Genomic DNA, 23,465 nt, shown 5'->3' on the forward strand with positions numbered 1-23,465 from the left:
GCTCGCTTGCGCCCAGGGTGTCGTTGCCATCCGTTAGCCAGCGAACAGTCGCCCTTGTTGCCGGACCGTACAGTGGATGAATTATTCATTCCATGACAGGTGCGAGATGAAAAATCCGTTTATGAGCGTGTTCCTTAGCGCGGCAAATCGTGCCGCAGGGTCGGCCAGAGCGCAGGCCACGGCGGCGGTGAAGCGGGAAGCGGCGAAGAATGTCCGGCAAATGAGCAGCGCCTGGGCCGAGGCATGGCTGGGGGCTGCCGCCACCCCGCGGAAAAAGAAAAGAACGCCGAAGTAGTCCGGGACCGCGCTATCTAGCACCCGGCTTTTTCAGGGGGCGGCGTCGCCCGTTGTATACAGCACGTCAGATCGGAGCACGTACTTCGTGCCCGAGCTTACTTGTTCACCCTCGTGCCAGGTGTCATGGATGAAAAGCAAGGCCATGCCGGTGGCGGGCCGGACAATGAAATCCCGGAAGTCGGTCGCGCCGCCGGCAAATGTGTCGTTCAGGTAGACAAGCAATGTCAATTTGCTGGCAAGGCCGCCTTCGGACCAGGGGCCGTCCTTGTGCATCTTGAAGCGCTGGCCCGGCTTGTATTTGTAAAAGCGCAGTTGCGCCGGTAGGCCGACTGCCGTGGCGCCGCCATCCAGTACGGGTAGCTCCGTGGCGGCAAGGCGAGTCCAAAGCCGCTCCCGCCATGCGGGCAATTCACAGACGAGCCGCTGGTTGTTGCGCACGTTCGCCATCGGTTTCAGCCCCAACTGTGTTCGCACCAATGCCGCCTCGAATCCCCGCGTCTCGGCGAGGGCGATCAATTCCGCGGACTCTGCCTTTGTAAGAAAGTCCGGAATGGCGAAAACGCGGTCCGAGTAACGGTGCATGTGCGCTCCCTACAGCGTCTTCCGATATAAGACAAACTCCGATCTTTGAGCAATCTTGTCGTACACCTTCACCGCGGATGTGTTGCCAGGGTTGGTTTGCCAGTAGACCCTGCCGCAGCCGGCGGTGTTCGCGCGCGCATGGATTTCCTCAATGAGCTTGCCGGCGATACCTGCATCGAAACACCGGGTCCAGCTTGTCTGCGTTATTTCGGGGGAAAGGGCCGTCTCGCCATGGCGTCCATACATCGCGTTATAGCTTAGCCACAATGGCTGCCACGCCGGGAAATCCTCCTTTTCGGCGGAGCGAACCTGGATCGCTCCGGTCACGGCGGTGTTCAAGCTTGGCGTCATGTTTGAATGCGGGTTGCGTGTGGAAAAACAGGCGACATGCTACAGCTGGCGCGCCTCGAAAGTGTTGCACTGCGCGATCTGTCCGCTCTCGATGCCCTTGCTAAACCAGCGCACGCGCTGCGCCGAGGTGCCGTGGGTAAACGAGTCCGGCACCACGTGGCCCTGCGACTGCCGTTGCAAGGCGTCGTCGCCGATGGCGGTGGCGGCGTTGAGCGCGGTTTCGACATCGCCATTTTCAAGGATGCTGCGCGCCTGGTTCGCATGGAAGGCCCACACGCCGGCGAAGCAATCGGCCTGTAACTCCAGCCGCACCGACATCGCATTGGCCTGGCTTTCCGACGAGCGCTGTCGCGCCTGGTCGACCTTGCCGCTGACGCCCATCAGGTTTTGCACGTGGTGGCCGACTTCATGGGCGATGACGTAGGCTTCGGCGAATTCGCCGGTGACTTTGAAACGGTCTTGCATCAGTTTGAAGAAACTCAGGTCGATGTAGACTTTCTGGTCGCCGGGGCAGTAGAACGGCCCGCTGGCGCTTTGACCGGCGCCGCAGGCGGTCGGCGTGCTGCCCGAGAACAGCACCAGCTTGGGTTTGACGTAGTTGCCGCCCTGGGAGCGGAACAGCTCGGTCCAGGTGTCTTCGGTGTCGGCCAGCACGGTCGAGACGAATTTCGCCACGTTGTCGTTGGCCGGCGGCGCGTGCGACGGCGCTTGCTGTCCGGTGCTGACCGAGCCGCCGCCACCGCTGAGCATATTGAGTATGGTGAGCGGGCTGACGCCGAGCACGTACGAGCCGACCAGGGCGATGACGATGGTGCCGATGCCGATGGAGCGCCCGCCGAAGCCGAAGCCGCCACCGCCGCCACCGCCGCCTTCGCCGCGGCGGTCTTCGACGTTGTCGCTTTCACGATTGCCTTCCCATTTCATATTGTTTACTCCAGCGTGTGTGCGTTTATTTTCCTGTCCGCGCCGCGTCGGCGGGGGAGGGGTTTTTGGTGTTTTCGATACTATACGCTGATGGGGCGCGGGACCGGCGCAGCGTTGGCCGGGCCGAATTCGCGCGTTGGCCCGATGCGGCGGCGGGTCGTTGGTGTAGTTGATGATTGTCGCCCACCGTTGCAATGGGTATAATGAGAGTGATTCGCATTTACCTATTGGGTGGTGCACATTTTCCCGTAAAACAAGCCAGGTGCGGTTCCCAGCCAGTGACGGATTTTTCACGCTTCAGGAGCCGCAACATGTCCCGCCGTATCCCTTTGTCCGTCCCGCCCTACCGTCGCAGCGCGTTGCGCCGGCGTTCCCTCGCGCTGGCGCTGGCGCTGAGCCAGTCCGGCATGGCGCTGGCCGCCGCGCCGGAAGAGGGCGGCGGCGCGCCGCTGACGATGCCGGTGGTGACCGTCACCGGGGCGTCGGAACCGGGCTACGCGGCGCGCCGCAGCGCGTCCGCCGCCAAGTTGGAACTGACGCTGCGCGAAACGCCGCAGTCGGTATCGGTCGTCACGCGCGCGAAGATGGACGATTTCAAGCTCAGCAACGTCAGCGAGGTGTTGCTCAACACCACAGGCGTCACGGTGGAGCAGTTTGAAACGGACCGCGCCTATTTCACCTCGCGCGGCTTCGACATCACCAATTTCCAGTACGACGGCGTCGGCCTGCCCGCCGTGTTCGGCAACCTGAATGGCGACGTCGACACGCTGCTGTACCAGCGCGTCGACGTGGTGCGCGGCGCCAACGGGCTGATGTCGGCCACCGGCAACCCGTCGGCCACCGTCAACTTCATCCGCAAGCGCCCCAGCGCGCAATTGATGGCGTCGGCCAGCCTAACGCTGGGTTCCTGGAACAAGCGCCGCGTCGAGGCCGACGTGTCGACGCCGTTGAACGCCAGCGGCAGCGTCAGCGCGCGGGCGGTGCTGGCCAGGCAAAGCAACGACTCCTACCTCGACCGGTATTCGATGGACAAGGCCGTCGCCTACGGCATCGTCGAGGCCCGCCTGGCGCCGCGCACCCTGCTCAGCGTCGGCCACAGCCACCAGACAAACAAACCGGTCGGCAACTTGTGGCGCGCGCTGCCGATGTACTACAGCGACGGCAGCCCGACCCGGTATCCGGTATCGGCCAGCACTTCGGCCGAGTGGTCGAACTGGCGGACCGAAACCGGCGCCACCTTCGCCGAGCTCAGCCACCAGTTCGACAAGGGCTGGAGCGCCAGGGTCAGCCTGGCCCACAACACCGCGAAGTCGAACTCCCAGCTGTTTTACGTCTACGGCACGCCGGACAGGGCCAGCGGCACCGGCCTGTTCGCCTATCCGTCGCGCTACGCCGCGCATGTCCGCCAGAGCCTGCTCGACGTGTCGGCGACCGGGCAGTTTGCGCTGGCCGGGCGGCGCCACGACCTGAGCGTCGGCGCCAGCCTGTCGCGCTCGACGCTGGACGACGTCTCGCACTACGGCGTCATCGGCGCGCCGTTGAGCGAGCGGCAGGCGCTCGGCGGCGGCTACCCCGAACCGCTGTTCAACGCCTCCAGCGACGGCAGCGAAGTCGAGGACATGCGCCGCGGCGCCTATGTCGCGGCGCGCTTCAACCTGGGCGACGACGTGAAACTGCTCACCGGCGTCAACGCGACCAAGGCCGAGTCGCGCGGCACGGCGTACGCGGCGAACCATGCCAAGTCGGCCAGCAAGACCACGCCGTATCTGGGCGCCGTGCTGGACATCGGCAACAACGCCTCCGCCTACGCCAGTTACACCGAAATCTTCAACCCGCAAAGCGAAGTCGACATCGCCGGCAAGACGCTGGCCCCGGTCATGGGGAGCACCGCCGAATTGGGCCTGAAGGGCGAGCTGTTCGAGCGCAAGCTGAACCTGTCCGGCGCCGTCTTCCAGACCAGGCAGAGCAACGCCGCCGAGCAGGCCGGCGTCATCGGCGCCAAGGCTTACTACCGCGGCATCAAGGCCGAGTCGCGCGGCGTCGACCTGGAGATGTCGGGCGAGCTGGCAAAAGGTTGGCAGAGCAGCGCCGGCTACACCCACTTGTCGATCGAGGACAATGACGGCGCCGCCGCCAAGACCTATCTGCCGCGCAAAATGCTGCGCCTGTCTAGCACCTACCGCGTACCGTTCTTCACGCCGCTGAAGGTCGGCGCCACGCTGAACTGGCAGAGCGCGATCGAGCGCAAGCAGGAGCAGCCCGGCGTCGTCACGCGCCAGGGCGCCTACGCCGTGCTGGGGCTGATGGCGCGCTACGAGATCGACCGCAAGCTGAGCCTGGCGCTGAACGCCAACAACGTCACCGACAAGCGCTACATCAACAGCCTGTACTGGGCGGCCTCGTACTACGCGGCGCCGCGCAACGCCAGCGCCACCTTGAGCTGGCAGTACTGACATGGCGGCGCTGACTCCGTTGCGGCCCGTGCTGGTCCTGCTGCACCGCTGGTTCGGGCTGGCGGCGGCGATTTTCCTGTTCATCGCCGGCGCCACCGGCGCGGTGATCTCCTGGGACCACGAGCTTGACGCCTGGCTCAACCCGCAACTGTTCGACGCCCGCAGCGCCGGCGACGCCGGGGCGCAAATGTTCGGCGTCGACCTGGCGCGCCAGGTCGAGCGGGCCGACCCGCGCGTGCGCGTCGGCTACGTGCTGACCGCGGTCGAGCCGGGCCACACCTCGCTGCTGCAGGTCGAGGGCCGCATCGACCCGGCCACCGGCAAACCGTTCGAGCTGGGCTTCAACCAGATCGCGCTCGACCCGGTCACCGGCCGGGAGCAGGGCCGGCGCCTGTGGGGCGAGATCGGCCTGAACCGCGAAAACCTGCTGCCCTTCCTGTACAAGTTGCACTACACGATGCATATTCCCGAGGGCTGGGGCATCGAATTGGGCGTCTGGCTGATGGGTATCATCGCCGTGGTCTGGGTGGCCGACTGCCTGATCGCGCTGTGGCTGTCGTTTCCGAACTGGCGCAGCTGGCGCAAGTCGTTCGCCTTCCGCTGGCGCCAGGGCGGCCACAAGCTCAATTTCGACCTGCACCGCTCCGGCGCCGTCTGGGTCTGGCTGTTGCTGCTGCTGTTGGCGGTGACGTCGGTGTCGATGAACCTGAACCGCCAGGTGATGCGCCCGCTGGTCGAGGCGTTGTCGACGCTGACGCCAAGCGCCTTCGACAGCCGCCAGCAGCGGCCGCCGGAGCGGCCGATCGAGGCGCAAGTGAGCCGCGAGCAGGTGATGGCGCTGGCGCGGGCCGAGGCGCGGCGGCGCGGCTGGACGCTGCCGGCCGGCGGCGTGTTCTACTCGTCGGCGTTCGGCCTGTACGGCGTCGGCTTCTTCGAGGCCGGCAACGACCATGGCGACGGCGGCCTGGGCAACAACTGGCTGTATTTCGACGGCAAGGACGGCAGCGCCGCTGGCGCCAGCATCCCCGGCACCGGCAGCGCCGGCGACATTTTCCTGCAGGCCCAGTTTCCACTGCATTCGGGGCGCATCATCGGTATGCCCGGGCGCATCATGATCTCGGTGATGGGCGCGCTGGTGGCAATGCTCAGCGTGACCGGACTGCTGATCTGGCTGCGCAAGCGGCGCGCCCGCGCGGTCGCGGCGCGGACACCGCGCGCCAGCGGCAACGCTGACATGTCGTCCCAATCGCTTGGCTGATCCCTTTATACAGGCGAACGGCACGCCGCGCCGGCGCGCCGCCCGCGCCAGTGAAAGCTGACTGAAAGGTAGTTGACAGCGGCTTGCAAGAAACGGCGTCCGGCGCGGCCGCCGCCGCTCGCTATTCCAAAAAATCCGTTCTAGACTGCGCTCAAGTCGGGTGCCTAGCCACACGCCGCCGACCCGTCCGCGGCATCGGCGCGGCCGGGCCGGCGGTACCGACGGGATGTCGGCCGGGCGCTCAACAGCGCATCGGTTTCACTACAACAACACGGGCGACTTGATCGCCCGAATGGAGAGATGGAAAATGAACAAGAAGAATCTGGCGGCGGCAGCGTCCGTCCTGGCCGTATCCGCGCTCTGCGTACAGGGCGCGCAAGCGCAATCGAGCGTGCAGGTCTACGGCCGCCTGAACGTCGACGTCGAACATATCAGCTTCAGCAAGCCGACCGGCGCCACCTCCGGCGACGTGACCCGCTTGTCGAGCAATTCCTCGCGGCTGGGCTTTCGCGGCGTCGAGGCGCTGGGCGACGGCTTGAAGGCCATCTACCAGATCGAGGCCTCGGTCGGCGTCGACTCCGGCAGCGGCACGCTGGCCGGACGCGACACCTTCGTCGGCCTGGAGGGCGGCTGGGGCAGGCTGCGGCTGGGCTTTTTTGACGACGTCTTCAAAGGCATGGGCGAATACACCGACCGCTACAAGGGCACCGGCATCGGCAACGACGCCACCATCGCCACGCTCGGCGGCGGCGGCGGTGGCTTCACCCGCACCCAGGTCAATTCGCTGCGCTACGACTCGCCCACCGTCAACGGCTTCAAGGGCGAACTGCAGTACGGCCTGGAGGACGAGCAGCGCGGCGGCAAAACGGCCTTGACCGCGGCCGCCTCGTACAGCCGGGGCAAGCTCAAGCTTGGCGCCGGGCTCGGGCGCCACGACAACTTCCTGCCGGGCCGCCACGACATGGCCTACCGCCTCGGCGCCAAGTACGACTTCGGCGTCGTCGACGTGGCGGGCGGCGTGACGCGCCTCAGCTACCAGCTGGCCAGCGGCGACGTCACGCGCGACTACTGGACCGTATCGCTCGGCTACAAGGTCGGCGCCGGCGTGCTCTCGGCCAAATACGGCGCCGCCGGCGACGGCCGCGGATCGGCGCCGGACGGCGCCACCACCCAGGTCGGCAGCGACGGTGCGCGCGTCGTCAAGGGGCCGCGGTCGGGGGCGACGACGTATGTGCTCGGTTACGAGCATAATCTGTCGAAACGCACGCAACTGTATGCCTACGCCACCCGCATCGCCAACGAAGCCAGGGCGAACTACCGCTTCGGCACCAACGGCTTGAATTCGGCGGCCGCCGGCCCGGGCGCCAGCCCGACCGGCTGGGTGATGGGCATGAGCCACGATTTCTAGGCTTTCGACACCGCGTGCAGCTGGCGCCGCGGCCGCGGGCGTGGCGGGGGTGGGCGGCGAAAACGAGTTCGCGCCGGCAGCGGCGGTGCTCAAGTCGACCTACCTCGGCGGCTTTTACGGGTACACCGAGATCGGCGGCCCGGCAGCCTAGGCGGCGACGACGTCCAGTTGCCGCCCGAGCGCCTTCATGGCCTCTTCGATGCGGTCGATTTTGGTCGCGTGCGCCGGATTGATCAGGCGGTTCACTTCCTGGCGGTTGGTGTCGAGGCGCCGCGCCAGCTCCGACGTCGTCACCGCCTGCGTCAGCATTTCGTTGAGCAGCAGTACCTTGGCGGCGACGCTGATCGGCAGGTCAACCAGGCGCTCGCCCTTGCGCGGCGGCGAGGGCAGTGGCACCGGCCGCTTTTCGTCGAAATAGACGCGGATCGCCTCGCAGAGTATCTCGCGTGCCATGAACATCGCTTCGGCGTGGTCGTCGCCCTGGGTCATGGCCTCGGGAATGTCGCGGAAGGTGACGACGTAGCCGCCGGCGTCGGCGGTGAGGGTGGCAGCGTATTTCATAGACAGGGTTCCTTGTGGCAGGGAAGAACCGGGGCGGCAACGGCCACCGGTTCGCTCATCGGCGTCCAAGCCGCGGTGCAGCGTCGGCGACGCGCCCGCGGCCCGAACCAGGAAAAAGGCGCTTTGCTAGACTACGATTCATGCCATCAGTGTAGCCAGATTTTTGCCAATGTCCGAGTGTTCCTTTGATGAAGCTTGGCTGAAACTGCCACGTCCGCGGGTTTTCCGCGCGACCTTTGACGGCGCTCAATTGGCGCGACGGCGAATGCGTCGAACAGGCCGCCGGGCGGCGCGCGCCACAGCGGCCGGGCTTAGCAGCGGGTTCAGGCCAGCAGCGGCGTCGGGGCGCGCTGGCGTACCAATTGGGCGAACTGCGCGGCCGGTACCGCCGGACTCAGGTAATAGCCCTGCAGTATGTCGCAGCGGTTCTCCTGAAGGAAGCGCAGCTGCGCCGCCGTCTCCACGCCCTCGGCCACGACCTCCAGGCGCAGGCTGTGCGCCAGCGCGATGATGGCGGCGACGATGGCGGCGTCGTCGGCGTCCTGCGGCAGGTCGCGCACGAAGGAGCGGTCGATCTTGATGATGTCGACCGGGAAGCGCTTCAGGTAGGACAGCGAGGAGTAGCCGGTGCCGAAGTCGTCGATCGACAGGCGCACGCCGAGCGCGCGCAGGCGGTGCAGCGCCATCAAGGTGTCCTGCGCGTATTCCATCAGCGTGCTTTCGGTGATTTCCAGCTCCAGCAGGTGCGGCGCCAGGCCGGTGTCGGCCAGCGCCGCCTCGACCGAGGCGGCGAAGTCCTTCTGCAGCAACTGGCGCACCGACAGGTTGACCGCCACGCGCATCGGCGGCAGGCCCTCGGTGATCCATTGCTGCAACTGGGCGCAGGCGGTGCGCAGCACCCAGTCGCCGAGCGGATTGATCAAGCCGGTTTCCTCGGCCAGCGCGATGAACTCGACCGGCGAGACCATGCCGCGGGTCGGGTGCGGCCAGCGCACCAGCGCCTCCATGCCGATCACGCGCCCGTCGGCCAGCCTGGCCTGGGGCTGGTAGTAGACCTGCAACTGGCGGTTTTCGAGCGCGTGGCGCAGGTCGCTCTCCAGGCGCACGTGCTCGGAGATCAATTGCGCCATCGACGCTTCGTAAAACTGGAAGCCGGTGTTGGTCTTCTTGGCGCGGTACATGGCGCTGTCGGCGTGCTTGACCAGCGTGGCGACGTCGCCGCCGTCGCGCGGATACAGGGCGATGCCGATGCTGCTGGTGACGAAGATGTCGTGGCCGTCGATCTGGTACGGCGCCGCCAGCGCGCGCACGATGTGCTGCGCCGTCGCGGCCGCCGCGGCCGGGCCGTCGATCTCGCCCAGCACCACGGTGAACTCGTCGCCGCCCAGGCGCGCCACGGTGTCGCCGGCGCGCACGCAGCGGCGCACGCGCTGCGCCACCGCCACCAGCAGGCGGTCGCCGACGTCGTGGCCGAGGTTGTCGTTGACGTATTTGAAGCGGTCCAGGTCGAGGAACAGCACCGCCAGCTGGGCGTCGGCGGCGCCGGCCTGGGCGATGCCGCCGGCCAGCAGTTCGAAGAACAGCGTGCGGTTGGGCAGCCCGGTCAGCACGTCGTTGTAGGCCAGGTGGCGGATGCGCTTCTCGGCGCGGTTGGCCTCGATGATGCGGCGCACCCGCTGCGACAGCACGGCGTAGTGGATCGGTTTCGGGATGTAGTCGCTGGCGCCGGCGGCGAAGGCGCGCTCGACCGAGGCGTTGTCTTGCAGCGCCGTGATCATCAACACCGGCACCGCGCTGCCGCCCGGCAGCGCCTGCATGCGCGCGCAGGCGCTGAAGCCGTCCATCACCGGCATCACCGCGTCCATCAGGATGACGTCCGGCTGGAAGTGCGCCAGCAGCGCCAGCGCCTGGGCGCCGTCGGCGGCCTCTTCGACGCGGAAGCCGTTGCGCTGCAGCGTGTGGCGCAGCGTGCTGCGGGTGCTGCGGTCGTCGTCGACGATCAGCACCAGCGCCTGCTCCTCGGGCGCGGCGGCGGCGTCGTGCAACTGCGCCGCCATTTCCAGCGCCAGGAAGGTGGCCACCTCGTCGTAGGCGGCGCGCAGCGGCGCCAGCAGCGGGGCGATGTGGCCGCCGCGCCGGCCGATCGCCAGTTGCTCGGCCTGGCCGGCCAGTTGCGCCAGTGTCGCCGCGCCCAGGTTGCCGGAGGCGCCCTTGAGGGCGTGCGCGCTGGCGCGGGCGGACTCGCCGTCGCCGTCGCGCACCGCGCGCTCCAGTTCCAGCAGGTAGCCCGGCGCGTCTTCCAGGAACGGCTCGACCGCCTGCGGCAGGGCGGCGCCGAGGAGCTCGCGCAGCTTGTCGAAGACGGCGCGGTCGACCGGGCCGGCGCCGGCCGGGGCGTCGGCGCCGGCGGCGTCGTCTTCAGCGTGCGCCGGCGCGGCGGCGGCCGCCTGGCCGCGCGGCAGCCATTTGTCGAGTTTTTGGCGCAGTTCGGCCAGCGTGATCGGCTTGGCCAGGTAGTCGTCCATGCCGGCGGCCAGGCATTTCTCGGCGTCGCCGCGCTGGGTGTTGGCCGTCATCGCCAGCAGCGGCGTGCGCCGGCCCAGCGCTTGTTCGGCGGCGCGGATGCGGGCGGTGGCCTCGTAGCCGTCCATTTCCGGCATACTGCAATCCATCAGGATCAGGTCGAAGCGGCCGCGCTGGGCCGCCTCGACCGCCTCGCGCCCGTCGGCGGCGAATTCGCAGACGCAGCCGTTCATCGCCAGCATACCGCCGGCGACCATGCGGTTGGTGCGGTTGTCCTCGGCCACCAGCACGCGAAATTGCGCCGGCGCGGCGTCGGCCGGCGCCGCCGCGGCCAGCGGGTCGGCGGCGGGCGGGCCGGCCAGCAGCTCGGCCAGCGCGCCCAGCAGGCGGCGCTGGCGCAGCGGTTTGTTCAGCGTGGCGTGGCCGTCGGCGGCGGCGGCGCCGTAGCCGCCCAGCACCAGCAGTTGCGGCGCCGGCACGGCGGCGTCGATGCGCCGCGCCAGCGCGGCGCCGTCGCCGTCCGGGCCGGCCTCGACGACGAGCACGTGGTAGGGCTCGCCGGCGCGCGCCGCCGCCAGCAGTTCGGCCAGCGCCGCCTGGGGGCAGTTGCTGGCGAAGCAGGGCACGCCCTGCTGCGCCAGCGTCAGCTGGACGAAGTCGCGGACGATTTCGCTGCGCTCGACCAGCAGCACGCGCAGCCCGGCCAGCGCGGCCAACGGCGCCGGCGCCGGCGCCGCGTCGGCGGCCGGCTGGCAGCGCACCGTGAAGGTGAAGGTGGTGCCGGCGCCGGGCGCGCTGTGCAGGCCGATCTCGCCGCCCAGCAGGCCCACCAGTTGCTTGCAGATCGCCAGGCCCAGGCCGGTGCCGCCGTAGCGCCGGGTGGTCGACGGGTCGGGCTGGACGAACGATTCGAACAGGTGCTGCTGGGCTTGCGGGCTGATGCCGATGCCGCTGTCGCGCACCGCGAAGCGCAAGCCGCAACCGTGGGCGGCGTCGGCGTAAAGCCCGATCAGCACGGCCACTTCGCCGCGCTCGGTGAACTTGACGGCGTTGCCGAGCAGGTTGATGAGGATTTGCCGCAGCCGCAGCGAGTCGCCGCGCACGCGCTCGGGCACGCCCGGTTCGAACAGGTAGCCCAGGCCGAGGTCTTTTTGCTGGGCCTGGCGGGCCACCAGCTCGATGGCTTCCTCGACCAGCGTGCGCAGGTCGAAGTCGGCCTCCTCCAGCGTGACCTTGCCGGCCTCCATTTTGGAAAAATCGAGGATGTTGTTGATCAGCTCGATCAAGGTGCGCGACGAGGTCCAGGCGACGTCGACGCATTCCTGCTGGCGCCGGTTCAAACCCATTTCCTTGAGCAAGTCGAGCATGCCGACGACGCCGTTGAGCGGGGTGCGCACCTCGTGGCTGACGGTGGCGGCGAACTGCGCCTTGACCTGGGCCATGCTGACGGCGGCGTCGCGCGAGTCCTTCAACTCGGCCTCGCGCTGTTCCAGCACGCTCATCATCTGGTTGAAGGCGGACGCCATTTCGATCAGGTCGCGCGGCCCCTCCGGCGCGGCGCGCATGCCGGACTGGCCGGACTGGGCGCGGCGCATCAGCGCCGAGAGCGCGTTGAGCGGGCCGATCAGGTGGCGCGTCAGCAGGCGCAGCAACACCAGCAGGATCACCGCGAAAGACAGCGTGATGGCCAGGTTGCCCAGCAACAGCGACCAGGTCAGGCGCTTCAGCGTGCCCTTGCCGACCTGCACGTGGACGTAACCGATCAATTGGGCGTCGCGCTCCTGCAACTCGAACGGCGAGGCCTCGGCTTGGCCGCCGTAGACCGGGGCGCCGAACAGCCAGGCGTCGGCGGTTTCGCCGACCAGGCGGGCGCGCCCGGGCGCGGCGCGCGCCGCGGCGGAAAACAGCGCGCCCGGCTTGGCCTGCGCCAGCACCACGCGCTGGCGCGTGTCGCTGATTTGCAAGCCCTCGACGTCGGGGAAGGCGAGGGTGGCGGCGACCACCTCGCGGGCGTTCTCGGCCGAATGGAACAGCAGCGCCAGCGTGCTCTGGCGCGCCAGATTCTCGGCCACGCGCTGGCCCTGCTCGACGAAATAGTCGCGCATGCGCGCGCTCGCCTCCCACGAGTTCATCAGCGAGGAAAACAGCGCCAGGCAAATGATGGCGGCCGAGACGATGACGGTCAGCTGGCGCCGGAAGCCGGTACGGCGTAAATATTGTTGCAACATAGGTGCCGGGCTCGGAAATCGATGCTTACATCGGAGGTTGAACGGCAGCGGCATCGGGCGTCAGGGTTGGGGGAAGACGACGTCGAAGTTGCGCTGTTGCTGCTGGCCCAGGTTCAGGCCGATATGGTTGGCGGTGCGCAGGTTGATCGCCGAGTGCAGCTCGCGCAGCGGCACCACGCTGCGGCGGCGGCCGTCGCCGGCGATCACCCCCAGCGCTGAGCTGGCCAGCGTGCGGCCCAGTTCCACGTTGTTGGGCATCATCGCGAACAGCGCGCCTTTTTTCACGTGCAGCACGTTGCTGGAAAAAATCGGCACGCCGCTGTTCCACGATTCGCGCAACACCAGCGGCAAAATCGTGGTTTCCTCGACGGTGGTGGTGTCGTGCGGCAGCCAGACGGCGTCGCGGCGGTTGTCGGCGGCGCCGATCAGGCCGGTGTACAGGCGCGCCGCCTCGGCCAGGTCGCCGGCGACGTGGGCCGACAGCTCCAGGCCCTGGGCGCGGGCGGCCTCGCGCCCCAGCTTGATCAGCCAGTCGCTCTTTTTCGGGTTGTAGACCACCACCACGCGGCGCAGCTCCGGCAGCAGCGCGCGCAGGCGCGCGAACAGCAGCGCCGGGTCGGGCGTGAGGCTGATGCCGGCGACGTTGTCGCTGTCCGACAGCAGCAGCACGCCGCCGACCAGCACCGTGATCTCGCGGTCCAGCGTGGCGGCCGCGTTCAAGCCCTGCCGCCCCAGCGCGATGACGACGCGGGTGCCGTTGTGCTTGAGGGTGGCGTTCAGCTCGGCGGCGTCGACCTTCGGCTCCAGCGCGTAGCTGCGCACGCGCAGCTTGGTGCGTTCCTCGATGCCCTGGATCATGCCGACGAAGGCGCTGCGGAAGGGCTCGTCGACGTTCGGGTACAGCACCGCGATGCTGCCGCCCTTGCCGATCGAAGCCTGCAGCTCGGGCCGGCGCAACTGGTCCTCGAGCTGGGCCAGCGTGACCGGCTTGAAGGCGGCCGGGCCGAACGCCGGCGCCTGGGCCGGGTCGAACACGCCGGGCAGGGCGGGCAGCGGGGCGAACGCCGGCAGCCCGGCGCCCTGGCCGGCGCCGCCCGGAAGCTCGATTTGCAGGCTGCGCGCCGCGGCGCCGCCGGGCAGGCCGGTGGAACCGGCGCACCAGCCCGGCGCCAGCAGCAGCAGCGGTAAATACAGCAGGGCGCGCGCAACGGCGGCGGCGAAGGTCGGATTCTTGTTCATTAGCGGTCTGGTGGGGTCCCTGGGACGCAAGTGCGGAGAGCGGTGGACGGGGCCATCGAGTACCGGTAGTAGTATAAGCTTGCTCTTGGCAAATTGAAAAGAACTTTGGCGTGCCGGAAAGCAATTATTGCCGCGCCCGCCAGGGGCTGTGGTTTCCGCCTCACGGTTCCTGGAAGACGAAGTCGAAGCCGCGCTGCTGGCCGGCGCCGATGCTCAGTCCCAAATGGCCGGCGGTGCGCAGGTTGATGGCGCCGCGCACCTCGCGCAGCGGCAGCACGCCGCGCCTGGGCGGCTCGGCGCCGAGCATGGCGATGGCCAGCCGGGCCAGTCCGCGGCCCAGTTCGGCGTGGTTCGGGTACAGCGCGAACAGCGCGCCCTTCTTGACGTGCAGGAAGCTGCTGGAGAAAATCGCCACGTTGCGGCTCCACGACTGCTTCAGCACGATCGGCAAGATGGTGGCCTCGTCGACGGTGGTCGGGTCCTGCGGCAGCCAGAGCGCGTCGCGGCGGCCGTCGGCGCCCGCCAGCGCGCTGTCGTACAGGCGCGCCGCGCCGGCCAGGTCGCGCGCCTCCAGCGCGGCCAGCTCCAAGCCTTGGGCGCGGGCGGCCTCGCGCGCCAGCTTGAGCAGCGCCTCGTTGTGCTGCGGGTTGTAGACCACGATGACGCGGCGCACCTCGGGCAGCAGCGCGCGCAGCTGGGTGAACAGCAGCGCCGGGTCGGGCGTCAGGCTGATACCGGTCAGGCGTTCCGGTTCGGGCACCGAGCTGACGCCGCCGACCACCACGCCGATGCCGGCGTCGAGCGCGCCGGCCGCCTTCACGCCCTGGCGCCCGAGCGCAATGACGACGCGGCTGCCGTGGCGCTTCAGCGCCGCCTGCAATTCGGCGGCGTCGGCGTTGGCGCCGACCGGATAGCTGCGCACGGCGACGCGGGCGTGCTCCTCGATGCCCTCGATGATTTCGGTGAAGACCTTGCGGTAGGGTTCGCCGATGTCCGGGAACAGCACGGCGATTGGCTCGCTGGCGGCGGGCGCCGGCCGGGCCGGCTCGGCCAACTGCGCCAGCACGGTCGGCGCGGCGCGCCGCAGCGTGGCGGCGGTGGCGTCAGCGGGCGCGCCGGGCCACTCGGGCGCCGCCGCCGGGCTGGCGCGCGCCGCGCCGGCCCACAAGCAGCCGCACAGACAGACCCGCAGCAGCGCCCGCCAGGGCGCCGGCGGCGGCGCCCGTCGGGGCGGCGCGGCGCGCGGCGCGCGCGCCCCTGTCAGGCGCGCAATCAATGCCCGCCTGGTCCGCACGGCCGCTTGGCCGCCCGGATAGCGCGCCGTGCGCAGGTTCGAATATGACTCATGATAGTTTCACGCTGCAATCAATAAGGCGCCCGCCGCGCCGTGGCCGGGCCGTTGCCGATCAAACGACGTAGCTTGTTCGAGTTTCCTGGTAGTTGTATTTACAACAGGAACGAGTATAGCCGCGGGCGCGGGAATTATGCACAAAAATGCGATTTTTTTAGCGCCGCCGGCAGCGGGCCGGCGGCCGCGATGGTGTAGCATTCGGGCGGCGCGACAACGGGCGGCGCCGCCGCGTGGCGCGCGCCGCCCGCCCGCCGCCCGCATTACTAAGGATAATTATGGATATTACAATCAACGAAACGCTGCGCTCGTTCATCGACCCGCTCACCGACAGCGAGTACACGGCGCTGGAACGCAGCCTGCTGGCCGAGGGCTGCCGCGACGCGCTGGTACTGTGGAACGACGTGCTGATCGACGGCCACAACCGCTACGCGATTTGCCGCAAGCACAACATTACCTACAAGACGGTGCAAAACATCGGCTTCGCGTCGCTCGACGACGTCATGCTGTGGATGATCGACAACCACCTGGCGCGCCGCAGCGTGTCCGACTTCCAGCGCGGCGTGCTGGCGCTGCGCAAGAAGGACATCGTGGCGGCGAAGACCGTGGCGCCGGCGCCGGCGGCCGACGACGGCGCCGGCCCGCCGTGGGACGATACGCCGCCTTTGAGCACGCGCGAAGACATCGCCAGGGCGGCGCGCCTGAGCAGCAACCAGATCGGCCAGATTGAAAAGATCCAGAAGGCGGCGACGCCGGAACTGGTCGAGGCGGTGCGTTCGGGCACCATCTCGATCAACGCGGCGGCCACGGTGGCGTCGTTGCCGCAGGCCGAGCAGGTCGCCGCGGTGGCCGGCGGCAGGAAGCAGTTGCAACAGGCGGCCAAGGAAATCCGCGAACAGCGGGCCGCGGCGCGCCCGCCGAAGGCGCCCAAGGAAGGCGTTGAGCCGGGGCAGGGCGACGCGGACGAGCGCGCCGCGCCGACCGAGTTGGAGCGGCTGCGCGCCGAAGTGGCGCAGCTTCAAGAGCGCGTGGCCGAGCTGAGGACGCAAAACGCCGCCCTCAACGAACGCATCGCGGTGCTGGTCGACGCCTCCTGAGCCAAGGCGCGGGCGCCGCGCCGGGGGCGGCCCCCCATGCCGTTCAGTGGCGCGCGCGACCCCGCCGAAGTGGCGACGATGGCCATCGGCTGTCGGCATGCCGCCGCCACGGGCGACAGGCGCACAGACACGTCGGCGTTGCATTGCGCGGCGGCGCTACTGCGGCGTCACCGCCGGGAAGGTGAAAAACAATTGCACGCCCTGGCCGCTGTCGCTTTCCAGCCGCAGCCGGCCCTTGAAGATTGCCTGCACCAGGTTGTGCACGATCGACAGCCCCAGCCCGGAGCCGCCCTGGCCCAGCTTGGTGGTGTAGAACGGTTCGAACACCTTGTGCTGCAGCGCGCGGGCGATGCCTTGGCCGTCGTCGCGGTAGTGCAGCTCGATCACGCCGTCCTGCACGCTGGCGGCCAGTTCGATGCGCCCGCCGCTCTTGCCCTCGAAGCCGTGGGTGATCGAATTCATGATGATGTTGTTGACGATTTGCTCCAGGTGGCCGGGGAAGCTGTCCATCTCGATGCCGTCGGGGATGCGCAGCTCGACCGTCGCCTTGGCCCGGCGCGTCACCGCGCCCAGCGCGTTCAGGCTGTCCTGCACCGTGGTGCGCAGGTCGAAGCGGCGCCGGCGCTGGCTGGTCTGGTCCACCGAGACGCGCTTGAAGCTGTCGATCAGGTCGCTGGCGCGGTTGCCGTTGCGCACGATGATGTCGCTGGCGTCGCGGCACTCGGCCAGCAGTTGCGCCATGCCGGAGCGGGTCAGCTTGCCGGCGTCGACCGCGTAGCCGATGTCGCGCAACTGGTCGCCCAGCGCCGAGGCGGCCAGTACCATGTTGCCGATCGGCGTGTTCAATTCGTGCGACACGCCCGCCACCAGCGCGCCCAGCGAGGCCAGCTTCTCCGATTCGATGATTTGCGCCATCGCCTGGCGCAGTTCGCGGGTGCGCTCGTCGACCCGGCTCTCGAGCTGTTCGTTGAGTTCGCGCAGCGCGTCCTCGGCGCGCTTGCGATCCGACAGGTCGACGTGGGTGCAGATCATGCGCAGCGGCGCGCCGTTGGGGTCGCGGCTGACGATCATGCCGTTGTCGAGCACCCATTTCCAGCTGCCGTCCTTGCACAGCGCGCGGTGCTCGTTCTTGTAGCGCCGCGTGGTGCCGTTCAAATGCTCGCGCAGCGCCTCCCGCACCCGCGCCAGGTCGTCCGGGTGGATCAGCCGTTCGCGCCCGGCCATGCTGGCCTCGATTTCGCCGGCGGCGAAGCCGTGCATGGCCATCCAGCACTCCGAAAACAGCACCTGGCCGCTGTCGACGTCCCAGTCCCAGACGCCGTAGCCGGCGCCCTCGAGCGCGAAACTCCACCGCTCCTCGCTCTGGCGCAGCGCGTCGGCGGCGCGGCGGTGCTCGCGCCGCTGCGCCGCCTCGTTGATTTCGCGCTTGACCGCCGGCGCCAGGCGGGCCAGGTCGGCCTTCATCACGTAGTCGTGCGCGCCGGATTTCATCAGCGCCACCGCGGTTTCCTCGCCGATGTTGCCCGAGACGACGATGAACGGCAGGTCCAGGCCCAGCCCGCGCATGCGCGCCAGCGCCGCGCTGGCGCTAAAGCCGGGCAGGTTGAAGTCCGACAGCACCACGTCCCAGCTGCGCCGGCGCAGCGCCGCCAGCAGTTGCGGCTCGCTTTCGACGCGCTCGCACTCCGGCTCGAAATCGGCGCGGCGCAGGCAGCGCAGGATCAATTCGGCGTCGCTGACGCAGTCTTCGACCAGCAGCACGGCAAGGGGTGTCGTCATCGTTTCAAGCTCCGTTCGGGCTTTCGTTGATTGCCAGCCAGTATAGGCCGAGCTGGCCCATCACGTCGGCGAACTGGTGGAAGTCGACCGCGGCGCCCGCCGTGCACGCCCTCGCAGAACAGGTAGTCCAGCCCCTCCTGGCCGTCGCCGGCCACCGGCGGGTTGGTGACGTCGCTGTTCTTGAGGGCGCGCTCGGCCGGGCCGACGTCGCCGGCGTTGTCCTCGATCAGCAGGATCGCTTTGGCGCTCATGGCGACTCTTTCAGGGTGAAGTAAAAAGTGGCGCCGCCGCCGACGGCGGCCACGCCCCAGACCGTGCCGCCGTGGCGCTGGACGATGCGCTGCACCGTCGCCAGGCCGATGCCGGTGCCGGGGAACTCGCTGGCCTGGTGCAGGCGCTGGAACACGCCGAAGAGTTTTTGCGCGTATAGCATGTCGAAGCCGGCGCCGTTGTCGCGCACGAAAAACGCCGGCGCCGCGCCCGCCGCGCCCGGCGCCACCACGCTGGCGCGGCCGACGCTGATGTGCGCCGGCTGGCGCCCGGCGCTGAACTTGGCGGCGTTCTCCAGCAGGTTGCCCAGTACCACCTCGAGCAGGCGCCAGTCGCCGCAGGCGCCCAGCGCGTCCTCGATGTCGAAGGTGAAGGCGCGCCCGGGCTCGCGCTCGGCGATGCGCTCGACCAGCTGCCGCGCCATCGCCGTCAGGTCGACCTGGTGCAGCGTCATCGCGGCGCGGCCCAGGCGCGAGAATTGCAACATGTCGTCGATCAGCTGGCCCATGCGCTGGGACTCGCCGCGCACCCGCTCCAGGTACTGGCGGCCGGTGGCGTCGAGGTGTTCGCCGTAGTCCTCCAGCAGCGCCAGGCTCCAGCCGTCGATGCCGCGCAGCGGGCTGCGCAGGTCGTGCGAGACCGAGTACGAGAACGCCTCCAGCTCCTTGTTGGCCAGCTCCAGCTGGGCGGTGCGCTCGCGCACCTGCGCCTCCATGGCGGCGTTGGCCGCGCGCAGCGCCGCGCGCGCGTGCTCGGTTTGCACCAGCAGCGCCTGCACCGCGTCCTCGGCGCAGCGGCGCGCGCTGACGTCGGTGTGGGTGCCGATCATGCGGGTGGCGTGGCCGGCGCCGTCCTTTTCCACCACCATGCCGCGCGCCATCACCCACTTCCAGCTGCCGTCCTTGCACAGCATGCGCTGCTCGATGCTGTAGGTGTCGGCCAGGCCGGCGAAATTGGCGTCGAGCAGCACGCGCGCCCGCTTCAGGTCGTCCGGGTGCGCCAGCCTGGTGTAGGTGTCGATATGGTTGGCCAAGTCGCCGTCCTGGTAGCCCAGCATGTCCTTCCAGCGCAGCGAATACATCACGTCGCCGGTGCTCAGGCGCCAGTCCCAGACGCCGTCGCCGGCGCCCTCGAGCGCGAACTTCCAGCGGAATTCGCTCTCCTGCAGCCCCTGCACGGTCAGGTCGAGGCGTTCGCGCATGGCGTTCAACGCCGCCACCATCTGGTCCAGTTCGTCGTCGGCGCCGCCGCGCCGGGCCAGCGCCAGCGGCGCCGGCACCAGAGCCGTCGGCACCGCGAACAGGCGGTCGGAATAGGCGGCGATGCGTTTCAGGTGGCGCCCGACCAGGTATTGGAACAGCAGCAGGATGAACAGCGACACCAGGAAGGTCTTGACCGTTTGCGCCACCAGGATGAGCACGACCTTGTCCTGCAGGCGCCGGTAGACGCCGTCCAGGTTGGCCACCGCGCGCACCGTGCCGATGCGCACCTGGCGCCCGCCGTGGCTGAACCGCAGCGTGAATTCATGGCTGATGACGCCGTCCAGCCTGGGCCGGCCGGCCGTCGCCACCAGCTTCTCTCGCTCCGCGTAGACCTCGAGGTATTGCATGTCGGGCAGGCGCATCGCGCCCTGCAACTGCGATCGCACGTCCTTGCTGTTGGTGTTCTCCAGGCTCGACGCCAGGCTGTCGGCATAGTTGGACTCGATCTGCTCGAGTCGGCGGCGGATGTCGCCGACGTCGTGGCGGTAGTCGATGCCCAGTTGCAGGGCGGTGGACAGCAGCGTCACCACCGAGCTGAACAGCAGGATCAGGACGGCGAAGCGGCGCCCCATGGCGCTGTTGCCCAGTTCGCAAAACCACGGTGGCAGGGGCGAGCGCACGCCGGCCCTATCGCGCGTCGCGCTGCATGACGGCCTCGACGATGGCCCGGTGCGTACCGTCGCGCTTTACCTTGCGCAGCGCCGCGTGGCGCTTGTGCAGGTAGACCAAGCAGTCGCCCTCGGCCGGCGCCCGGTCTCCAGCTTGAGCAGCGGGCGGCCGACGACGCCGCTGTTGGTTGAGCAGGCCGTCGCGGGCGGGCAGCGGCAGCAACGCGCCGGCCGACAGAAATAGTATCGTTTTCATTATCCGCCCCCTGACCAGCAATGAAACTTGCGTTGCGTCACTTTCCACCGAATTGGTGAAAGTGTCAACAACGGCAAGCGCGCCTGTGCGGAAGATGATTTTCCGACTAGATTGACGTTTTAAGACGCGCGCGCCGGCAGCGCTGGAAAAACCTTCGCATCGCTTTCACGATGTCGAAGGGGAAATCGAGCTTTGATCCGTCGCTTGTGACACTAAAACCTTGACTCGGACCATAGAATCTAATCCGACCTACGGAAAGTTAACGCGGCGGCATGAGGGCCACACACTGGGGGGCGACGCCGGGGTCCTCCTGGTGTTGACTATCTCAACGCCAAGCGCCTCAAATCGCCTCGAGCGCGGTTTGCAGGTCGTAGCGCAAATCCTCCAGCGCCTCGATGCCGACCGACAAACGCACCAGCGCGTCGCCGATGCCCAGCGCGGCGCGCTGCGGCGCCGGGATGCTGGCGTGCGTCATCAGGGCCGGATGCTCGATCAGGCTTTCCACGCCGCCCAAGCTTTCGGCCAGCGCGAACACCTGGCAGCGTTCGAGGAAGCGGCGGGCGCCGGCCAGGTCGGTCGCCAGCTCGACCGAGATAATGCCGCCGAAGCCGTCCATCTGGCGCTTGGCCAGTGCGTGCTGCGGGTGCGCGGCCAGGCCCGGGTAGTGCACCCGCTTGACCTGCGGTTGCGCCTCCAGCCATTGCGCCAGTGCGAGCGCGCTGGCGCAATGGCGCTCTATGCGGATCGCCAGCGTTTTCACGCCGCGCAGCGCCAGGAAGCTGTCGAACGGTCCGGCGATCGCCCCCACCGAATTTTGCAGGAAGCCCAGCTGCTCGCGCCATTCGGCCTGGCGCTGCTCGGCGCCGACGATGGCGATGCCGCCGATGATGTCGGAATGGCCGTTCAGGTATTTCGTCGTCGAGTGGACCACGATGTCGAAGCCCGACTCCAGCGGCCGCTGCACGATCGGGCTGGCGAAGGTGTTGTCGGCCACGGCGATGATGCCGCGCTCGCGGCAGATGGCGGCGATGGCGCGCAGGTCGGCCAGCTTGAGCATCGGGTTGGTCGGCGTTTCGACCCAGACCATGCGGGTGTTCGGGCGGATCGCCGCCAGCAGCAGCTCCGGCTTGGTCAAGTCGACGTAGCTGAAGTCGAGGCCGGCGCTGCGCCGGCGCACCCGCTCGAACAGGCGGTAGGTGCCGCCGTACATGTCGTCGCCGGCGATGATGTGGGCGCCGGCGTCGGCCAGCTCCAGCACCGTCGCGATGGCCGCCAGCCCGGAGGCGAAGGCGAACGCCTGGGCGCCGCCTTCGAGGTCGGCGACGCAGCGTTCCAGCGCCCAGCGGGTCGGGTTGTGCGAGCGGCCATAGTCGAGGCCCTTGTGCACGCCCGGGCTTTCTTGCACGTAGGTCGAGGTGGCGTAAATCGGCGGCATGATGGCGCCGGTGCTCGGGTCGGGCGACTGGCCGGCGTGGATGACGCGGGTCGCCAGCCGGGACTGGCGCGCGCTTGGGGTGGGTGTATGGCTCAAGATAGTGTCCTGCGTAAGTGGTTGAGAAGGTCGAAACGGGTGATCAGGCCGTAGAAGCGCTGCTCGTCGGCGACCACGGCGGTCAAACCGCGGTCCAGCGTGGCGCGCAGGGCGTCGATGCCGGCGTCCGGGCGCAGCGTTTCCAGCTGGGTGGTCATGCTGGCGCCCACCAGGGCGGCGAAATGTCCGGGCCGCCGCGCCACCTGTAGCAGCAGGTCGGACTCGTCGATGATGCCGGCCAGGCGGCCGGCGTCGAGCACCGGCAACTGCGCCAGGTCGGCGCTGCGCATGCGGTTGAAGGCCGTCAGCAGGGTGTCGGACGGCGCCACGGCGACCACCTCGCCCTCGTCGTAGCGGCGGCCGATCAGGTCGCGCAGGTCGCCCAGCGGGGCGCGCCGCAACAAGCCCTGGTCGCGCATCCAGCCGTCGTTGTACAGCTTCGACAGGTAGCGCGTGCCGGTGTCGCAAACGAAGGTGACGACGCGCTTCGGCGTGGTTTGCTCGCGGCAGTACCTCAGCGCCGCCGCCAGCAGCGTGCCGGTCGACGAGCCGCCCAGGATGCCCTCGGCGCGCAGCAGCGCGCGGGCCTGGTCGAAGCTTTCCTGGTCGCTGATGGTGTAGGCCTTGCGCACCCGGCTCAGGTCGGCGATGGCGGGGATGAAGTCCTCGCCGATGCCTTCCACCGCCCAGGCGCCGCTGGTGTCGGCGACGCGGCCGGTGTCGACGTATTCGGCGAGGATAGAGCCGGCCGGGTCGGCCAGCACGAATTCCAGGTCCGGCTGCTCCGTCTTGAAGTAATTGCTCAAGCCGGTCAGCGTGCCGGACGAGCCGACCCCGACGACGATGGCGTCGAGTTCATGCTGGGTCTGCTGCCAGATTTCCGGCGCGGTCGTGGTTTCGTGGGCGCGCGGATTGGCCGGATTGTTGAACTGGTCGGCGAAGAAGGCGCCGGGCAGCTCGGCCGCCAGGCGCGCCGCGTAGTCCTGGTAATACTCGGGATGGCCCTTGGCGACGTCGGAGCGGGTGCCGCGCACCTCGGCGCCGAGCGCCTTCAAGTGCAGCACCTTCTCGGTCGACATCTTGTCGGGCACCACCAGCAGCACGCGGTAACCCTTCAGCAGGCCGACCAGCGCCAGGCCGAGGCCGGTGTTGCCGGCGGTCGCCTCGACGATCACGCCGCCGGGGCGCAGACTGCCGTCGGCCTCGGCCGCCTCGATGATGGACAGGCCGACGCGGTCCTTGATGGAGCCGCCGGGGTTGTGCGACTCCAGCTTCAGGAACAATTGGCACAGGCCGGTGTCGAGCCTGGTGACTTCGACCAGCGGCGTGTTGCCGATCAGACCGAATAGCGCGGGGGCGGGGGGAGGGTGGGCATGCATACGAACTCCTGGGCTGTGGAACGGCGCGGCCGGCTCGTGCCCGGCGGCGGCTTCCTTTGAAAGGGCGGATCTTAGGCCCGGCGGCGCGCGGCGGGAACGAATGTTTACGCT

General features: G+C 68.7%; 18 protein-coding genes. 4 read left to right on the forward strand and 14 right to left on the reverse strand.

Annotated elements, in window-relative coordinates; genetic code table 11:
* Positions 1-81: 81 nt before the first annotated feature.
* From ACFDR9_RS08305 to ACFDR9_RS08320, 4 genes are read right to left on the reverse strand one after another with little or no spacing between them, the layout of a single operon-like run.
* The gene (locus tag ACFDR9_RS08305) at positions 82-318 is read right to left on the reverse strand and encodes a hypothetical protein (protein ID WP_409030709.1); all 237 of its coding nucleotides are present in this window, start codon (positions 316-318) and stop codon (positions 82-84) included.
* 9 nt (positions 319-327) lie between these two features.
* The gene (locus ACFDR9_RS08310) at positions 328-879 is read right to left on the reverse strand and encodes a prolyl hydroxylase family protein (RefSeq protein WP_409030710.1); all 552 of its coding nucleotides are present in this window, start codon (positions 877-879) and stop codon (positions 328-330) included.
* 9 nt (positions 880-888) lie between these two features.
* On the reverse strand, positions 889-1,218 hold the full coding sequence (locus ACFDR9_RS08315; protein ID WP_409030711.1) for a hypothetical protein: 330 nt from the start codon (positions 1,216-1,218) through the stop codon (positions 889-891).
* Between the two features lie 51 nt (positions 1,219-1,269).
* Complete coding sequence (locus ACFDR9_RS08320; protein ID WP_409030712.1) at positions 1,270-2,154, reverse strand: neutral zinc metallopeptidase; 885 nt, start codon at positions 2,152-2,154, stop codon at positions 1,270-1,272.
* A 311-nt stretch (positions 2,155-2,465) separates the two neighbouring features.
* On the opposite strand from ACFDR9_RS08320, the gene ACFDR9_RS08325 reads away from it, so the two are divergent.
* From ACFDR9_RS08325 to ACFDR9_RS08335, 3 genes are all read left to right on the forward strand, one after another.
* Positions 2,466-4,607, forward strand: a complete 2,142-nt coding sequence (locus tag ACFDR9_RS08325; protein WP_409030713.1) for a TonB-dependent siderophore receptor — start codon at positions 2,466-2,468, stop codon at positions 4,605-4,607.
* A 19-nt stretch (positions 4,608-4,626) separates the two neighbouring features.
* Complete coding sequence (locus ACFDR9_RS08330) at positions 4,627-5,865, forward strand: PepSY-associated TM helix domain-containing protein (RefSeq protein ID WP_409030724.1); 1,239 nt, start codon at positions 4,627-4,629, stop codon at positions 5,863-5,865.
* Positions 5,866-6,172: 307 nt separating this feature from the next.
* Positions 6,173-7,273 carry a porin gene (locus ACFDR9_RS08335; protein ID WP_409030714.1) on the forward strand — a complete coding sequence of 367 codons (1,101 nt, stop codon included), beginning with the start codon at positions 6,173-6,175 and terminating at the stop codon, positions 7,271-7,273.
* 147 nt (positions 7,274-7,420) lie between these two features.
* Here the strand turns inward: ACFDR9_RS08335 and ACFDR9_RS08340 are convergent, their stop codons facing one another.
* The 4 genes from ACFDR9_RS08340 to ACFDR9_RS08355 form a co-directional block, all read right to left on the reverse strand.
* Positions 7,421-7,834 carry a hypothetical protein gene (locus tag ACFDR9_RS08340; RefSeq protein WP_017875208.1) on the reverse strand — a complete coding sequence of 138 codons (414 nt, stop codon included), beginning with the start codon at positions 7,832-7,834 and terminating at the stop codon, positions 7,421-7,423.
* Positions 7,835-8,157: 323 nt separating this feature from the next.
* A complete protein-coding gene (locus ACFDR9_RS08345; RefSeq protein ID WP_409030715.1) occupies positions 8,158-12,585 on the reverse strand; it encodes an EAL domain-containing protein in 4,428 nt (1,475 codons plus the stop codon).
* 60 nt (positions 12,586-12,645) lie between these two features.
* A complete protein-coding gene (locus ACFDR9_RS08350) occupies positions 12,646-13,824 on the reverse strand; it encodes an ABC transporter substrate binding protein (protein WP_017875210.1) in 1,179 nt (392 codons plus the stop codon).
* Positions 13,825-13,984: 160 nt separating this feature from the next.
* Complete coding sequence (locus ACFDR9_RS08355) at positions 13,985-15,100, reverse strand: ABC transporter substrate-binding protein (RefSeq protein ID WP_232429650.1); 1,116 nt, start codon at positions 15,098-15,100, stop codon at positions 13,985-13,987.
* A gap of 350 nt (positions 15,101-15,450) precedes the next feature.
* Between ACFDR9_RS08355 and ACFDR9_RS08360 the strand changes: the two genes are divergently transcribed.
* Entirely contained in the window at positions 15,451-16,269 is an 819-nt protein-coding gene (locus tag ACFDR9_RS08360) for a hypothetical protein (RefSeq protein WP_017875212.1), read from the forward strand.
* Between the two features lie 156 nt (positions 16,270-16,425).
* Here the strand turns inward: ACFDR9_RS08360 and ACFDR9_RS08365 are convergent, their stop codons facing one another.
* The 6 genes from ACFDR9_RS08365 to ACFDR9_RS08390 all read right to left on the reverse strand — a co-directional run bounded on the left by ACFDR9_RS08365 (position 16,426) and on the right by ACFDR9_RS08390 (position 23,354).
* Positions 16,426-18,048 (reverse strand): ATP-binding protein, encoded by a 1,623-nt coding sequence (locus ACFDR9_RS08365; RefSeq protein ID WP_157406439.1) that lies wholly within the window; start codon positions 18,046-18,048, stop codon positions 16,426-16,428.
* Positions 18,045-18,299: a hypothetical protein gene (locus ACFDR9_RS08370; RefSeq protein ID WP_017875214.1), complete on the reverse strand. Its 255-nt coding sequence runs from the start codon at positions 18,297-18,299 to the stop codon at positions 18,045-18,047. Before ACFDR9_RS08370 ends, ACFDR9_RS08365 begins: the two co-directional genes overlap by 4 nt.
* On the reverse strand, positions 18,296-20,200 hold the full coding sequence (locus ACFDR9_RS08375; protein ID WP_409030716.1) for a PAS domain-containing protein: 1,905 nt from the start codon (positions 20,198-20,200) through the stop codon (positions 18,296-18,298). Before ACFDR9_RS08375 ends, ACFDR9_RS08370 begins: the two co-directional genes overlap by 4 nt.
* Positions 20,201-20,207: 7 nt before the next feature.
* Complete coding sequence (locus ACFDR9_RS08380) at positions 20,208-20,444, reverse strand: hypothetical protein (RefSeq protein WP_409030717.1); 237 nt, start codon at positions 20,442-20,444, stop codon at positions 20,208-20,210.
* 340 nt (positions 20,445-20,784) lie between these two features.
* A complete protein-coding gene (locus ACFDR9_RS08385) occupies positions 20,785-21,975 on the reverse strand; it encodes a trans-sulfuration enzyme family protein (RefSeq protein ID WP_409030718.1) in 1,191 nt (396 codons plus the stop codon).
* Positions 21,972-23,354 carry a pyridoxal-phosphate dependent enzyme gene (locus ACFDR9_RS08390; protein WP_409030719.1) on the reverse strand — a complete coding sequence of 461 codons (1,383 nt, stop codon included), beginning with the start codon at positions 23,352-23,354 and terminating at the stop codon, positions 21,972-21,974. The genes ACFDR9_RS08385 and ACFDR9_RS08390 overlap by 4 nt, the downstream gene beginning before the upstream one ends.
* Between the last annotated feature and the right edge of the window lie 111 nt (positions 23,355-23,465).

Source organism: Janthinobacterium sp. CG_23.3 (assembly GCF_046115965.1).
Taxonomy (GTDB): Bacteria; Pseudomonadota; Gammaproteobacteria; order Burkholderiales; family Burkholderiaceae_D; genus Janthinobacterium.

Bases quoted from the DNA above. Each gene is read 5' to 3' on its own strand.
- ACFDR9_RS08340 (WP_017875208.1), bottom strand. From the start codon at position 7,834: ATGAAATACGCTGCCACCCTCACCGCCGACGCCGGCGGCTACGTCGTC.
- ACFDR9_RS08390 (WP_409030719.1), bottom strand. From the start codon at position 23,354: ATGCATGCCCACCCTCCCCCCGCCCCCGCGCTATTCGGTCTGATCGGC.
- ACFDR9_RS08365 (WP_157406439.1), bottom strand. From the start codon at position 18,048: ATGACGACACCCCTTGCCGTGCTGCTGGTCGAAGACTGCGTCAGCGAC.
- ACFDR9_RS08380 (WP_409030717.1), bottom strand. From the start codon at position 20,444: ATGAAAACGATACTATTTCTGTCGGCCGGCGCGTTGCTGCCGCTGCCC.
- ACFDR9_RS08345 (WP_409030715.1), bottom strand. From the start codon at position 12,585: ATGTTGCAACAATATTTACGCCGTACCGGCTTCCGGCGCCAGCTGACC.
- ACFDR9_RS08335 (WP_409030714.1), top strand. From the start codon at position 6,173: ATGAACAAGAAGAATCTGGCGGCGGCAGCGTCCGTCCTGGCCGTATCC.
- ACFDR9_RS08325 (WP_409030713.1), top strand. From the start codon at position 2,466: ATGTCCCGCCGTATCCCTTTGTCCGTCCCGCCCTACCGTCGCAGCGCG.
- ACFDR9_RS08370 (WP_017875214.1), bottom strand. From the start codon at position 18,299: ATGAGCGCCAAAGCGATCCTGCTGATCGAGGACAACGCCGGCGACGTC.
- ACFDR9_RS08360 (WP_017875212.1), top strand. From the start codon at position 15,451: ATGGATATTACAATCAACGAAACGCTGCGCTCGTTCATCGACCCGCTC.
- ACFDR9_RS08320 (WP_409030712.1), bottom strand. From the start codon at position 2,154: ATGAAATGGGAAGGCAATCGTGAAAGCGACAACGTCGAAGACCGCCGC.
- ACFDR9_RS08350 (WP_017875210.1), bottom strand. From the start codon at position 13,824: ATGAACAAGAATCCGACCTTCGCCGCCGCCGTTGCGCGCGCCCTGCTG.
- ACFDR9_RS08310 (WP_409030710.1), bottom strand. From the start codon at position 879: ATGCACCGTTACTCGGACCGCGTTTTCGCCATTCCGGACTTTCTTACA.